Source organism: Acidovorax sp. KPB24-07 (assembly GCF_057543315.1).
Genome location: NZ_BAAJYS010000375.1, coordinates 1 through 3,157, shown reverse-complemented (window position 1 = coordinate 3,157; position 3,157 = coordinate 1). Strand labels below are relative to the sequence as shown.

3 protein-coding genes are annotated in these 3,157 nt (G+C 70.8%); 2 read left to right on the top strand and 1 reads right to left on the bottom strand.

The genetic code is table 11. The features are described 5' to 3' along the window. Positions 1-395, bottom strand: a 395-nt coding sequence (locus AC27IQ_RS21210; protein WP_487090678.1) for a LysR family transcriptional regulator, incomplete at its 3' end; no start/stop codon positions are given. A gap of 101 nt (positions 396-496) precedes the next feature. Between AC27IQ_RS21210 and AC27IQ_RS21205 the strand changes: the two genes are divergently transcribed. Together AC27IQ_RS21205 and AC27IQ_RS21200 are read left to right on the top strand one after the other, a co-directional pair. Beyond that, positions 497-1,513: a zinc-binding alcohol dehydrogenase family protein gene (locus AC27IQ_RS21205; protein ID WP_487090677.1), complete on the top strand. Its 1,017-nt coding sequence runs from the start codon at positions 497-499 to the stop codon at positions 1,511-1,513. Positions 1,514-1,571: 58 nt separating this feature from the next. Beyond that, positions 1,572-3,077, top strand: a complete 1,506-nt coding sequence (locus AC27IQ_RS21200) for an MATE family efflux transporter (RefSeq protein ID WP_487090676.1) — start codon at positions 1,572-1,574, stop codon at positions 3,075-3,077. Positions 3,078-3,157 lie beyond the last annotated feature (80 nt).

The following is a 3,157-nucleotide window of genomic DNA, read 5'->3' as shown; positions in this document are numbered from 1 at the left end:
CGGTCGCTGACCGACAAGGCCAGGTGCACGCCCGGGTGCTGCTGCAGGAAGCGGTCGAACCACGGCAGCAGCAGGCTGCGCGACAGGTCCGACGGCGCGGCCACGCGCACAGTGCCGCGAAGCGCGCCGGCCTCCGAGGCCGCCTGGCTCGCGCCCTCCTCCAGCAGCTCGAGCGCCCGCGCCGCGTAGTCGAGCAGGGTCTGCCCCTGGTCGGTGAGCCGCATGGCGCGGGTGGAACGCTCGAACAGGCGCGCGCCCACTTGCGCCTCCAGCCGCTTGAGCATGGCGCTGGCCGCTGCGGGCGTGATTTCCAGCACCCGCGCCGCAGCCGTGAGGCTGCCGCCCCGGGCGGTTTCCACCAGCACGCGCAGGTCGGAGATATTTTCAAATTTCATTTGAAAGAGATAGGCATCCAAGCCGACTTATCAAATCCATTTTGCCAACCTACAGTGCATCCATCGCTGTTTTTCCCATTTCTTTTCAGAGAAAGCCACCCATGAAAGCCATCGGCTACCACGCCCCCCATGCCATCGACCACCCGGAAGCCCTGGTGGACCTGGACCTTCCCGCGCCGCTCCCCGGCGAGCACGATCTGCTGGTGCGCGTTCACGCGGTGTCGGTGAACCCGGTGGACACCAAGGTGCGCGCCAGCGCGGCGCCCGAAGGCGGCGCGGCCAAGGTGCTGGGCTGGGACGCCGTGGGCACCGTGCAGGCGCTGGGCAGCGCGGTGCAGGGCTTCGCCGTGGGCGACCGGGTGTACTACGCCGGCGCCATCGACCGCCCCGGTTCCAACGCCGAACTGCACACGGTGGATGCGCGCATCGCCGCCCATGCGCCTGCCACGCTGTCCGATGCGCAGGCGGCCGCCATGCCGCTGACCGCCATCACGGCCTGGGAAATCCTGTTCGACCGGCTGAGCGTGCCCTCGGGCGACGGCGCTGCGGCGGGCCAGTCCCTGCTGGTGGTGGGCGGCGCGGGCGGGGTGGGATCGATCCTGATCCAGCTCGCGCGCCAGTTGACCGGCCTGCGCGTGATCGCCACCGCCTCACGCCCCGAGACGCGCCAGTGGTGCCTGGACATGGGCGCGCACGACGTGATCGACCACCGCCAGCCGCTCGCCCCGCAACTGGCCGCGCTGGGCGTGCCGCAGGTGGACCATGTGGCGGCCCTCACCCACACACCGGCCTACATGGCGCAGTACGTGGACTGCGTGCGGCCCCAGGGGCAGATCGCCGTGATCGACGACATGCCCTCGCTGGACGTGATGCCGCTCAAGCGCAAGAGCATTTCGCTGCACTGGGAAATGATGTTCACCCGCTCGCTGTTCGGCACGCCCGACCTGCACCGCCAGGGCGAGCTGCTGGCCGAAGTGGCGCGCCTGCTGGACGCCGGGCGCCTGCGCAGCACCTTCACCACCGACGGCGGGCGCATCGACGCGGCCCACCTGCGCCAGGCGCATGCGCTGGTGGAAAGCGGCCGCGCCATCGGCAAGGTCGTGCTGCAGGGGTTCTGATGGCGGGTGCCGGCATCGGCCGACAGCCGGGCCACCCGGGCGGCTGGCACCATGCCGCATGCCAAAGCCCCCCACGCGCGACCTGACCCAAGGCCCCATCGGCCGCACGCTGCTGGTGTTCGCACTGCCCATCCTCGCGGGCAACGTGCTGCAGTCCCTCAACGGCTCCATCAACGCCATCTGGGTGGGGCGCTATTTGGGGGAGGCGGCGCTCACGGCCACGGCGAACGCCAACAACATCCTCTTCCTGCTGATCGGTGCCGTGTTCGGCGTGGGCATGGCGGCCACCATCCTCGTGGCGCAGGCCATGGGTGCCAGGAACCTGGCGCAGGCCCAGCGCGTGATGGGCACCAGCGCCACGTTCTTCGGGGGCACCTCGGTGCTCATCGCGCTGGTGGGGCTGCCGCTGTCGCGCGAAATCCTCGGCTGGATGGGCACGCCAGCCGACGCATTGCCGCTGGCGGAGGCCTATCTGCGCACGCTGTTCCTGGCGATTCCGCTGCTGTACCTGTTCGCGTTCGTGTCGGCGGTGCTCCGCGGCGCGGGCGACACGCGCACGCCGTTTCTTTTTCTGCTGCTGGTGGTGGTGCTGGACACGGCGCTGAACCCGCTGCTCATCTTCGGCCTGGGGCCGCTGCCGCGCATGGGGATCGCCGGCTCGGCCATGGCCACGCTGGTGGCCAATGCCCTGAGCTTCGCGGCACTGCTGGCCTGGCTGCGCTACCGGCGCCATCCGCTGTGGATCGGCCGGGCGCAGTGGCGCCTGTTCGTGCCTGACCCCGCCATCCTGCGGGCGCTGGTGGTCAAGGGCATTCCGATGGGCGTGCAGATGGTGATGATCTCGCTGGCCATGCTCATGGTGATGGGCATGGTCAACGCCCAGGGCGTGGTCACGGCCTCGGCGTATGGCGCGGCGCTGCAGTTGTGGACCTACGTGCAGATGCCGGCCATGGCCATCGGCGCCGCGTGCTCGTCGATGGCGGCGCAGAACGTGGGGGCCGGCCGCTGGGACCGGGTGGACGGCGTGGCGCGCAGCGGCACGCTGTTCAACTTTCTGCTCACGGGCGCGCTGATCGCGCCGCTCATCCTGCTGGACCGCATGGCGCTGTCGCTCTTCTTGCCCGAGGGCAGCGCCTCGCTGGAAGCCGCCCGGCATTTGAACCACATCGCGGTGGGGTCGTTCCTGTTCTTCGGCGTGACCTTCGTGCTGTCGGGCGTGGTGCGGGCCACGGGCGCGGTGGTGCCGCCGCTCATCATCCTCGGGCTGGCGCTCTGGGGCATCCGCCTGCCCATCGCGTACGGGCTGCAGCCGGTGCTGGGCGCGGACGCGATCTGGTGGAGCTTTCCGGCCAGCGCGCTGTGCGCCATGCTGATGTCCATCGCCTACTACCGGTTCGGCCGCTGGCGCCAGGCGCGCATGCTGCCGCCCGGCGAATCGGTGGCCACGCCCGCCGAGGTGGGCGGCCTTCCGCCCGCGCCGGTGTGCACGCCGGCGCACGCCACGCCCACGGCGCGCCGCACGGAGGGCGCTCCCGCAGGCGCCGCCGTTACCATCGGGCCATGACGACCGACGACCGCTCCCCCCCTGCGACCACCCCCACCCCCACGCTGGCCACGCAAGACCTCTTCCGCGAAGACGCCTAC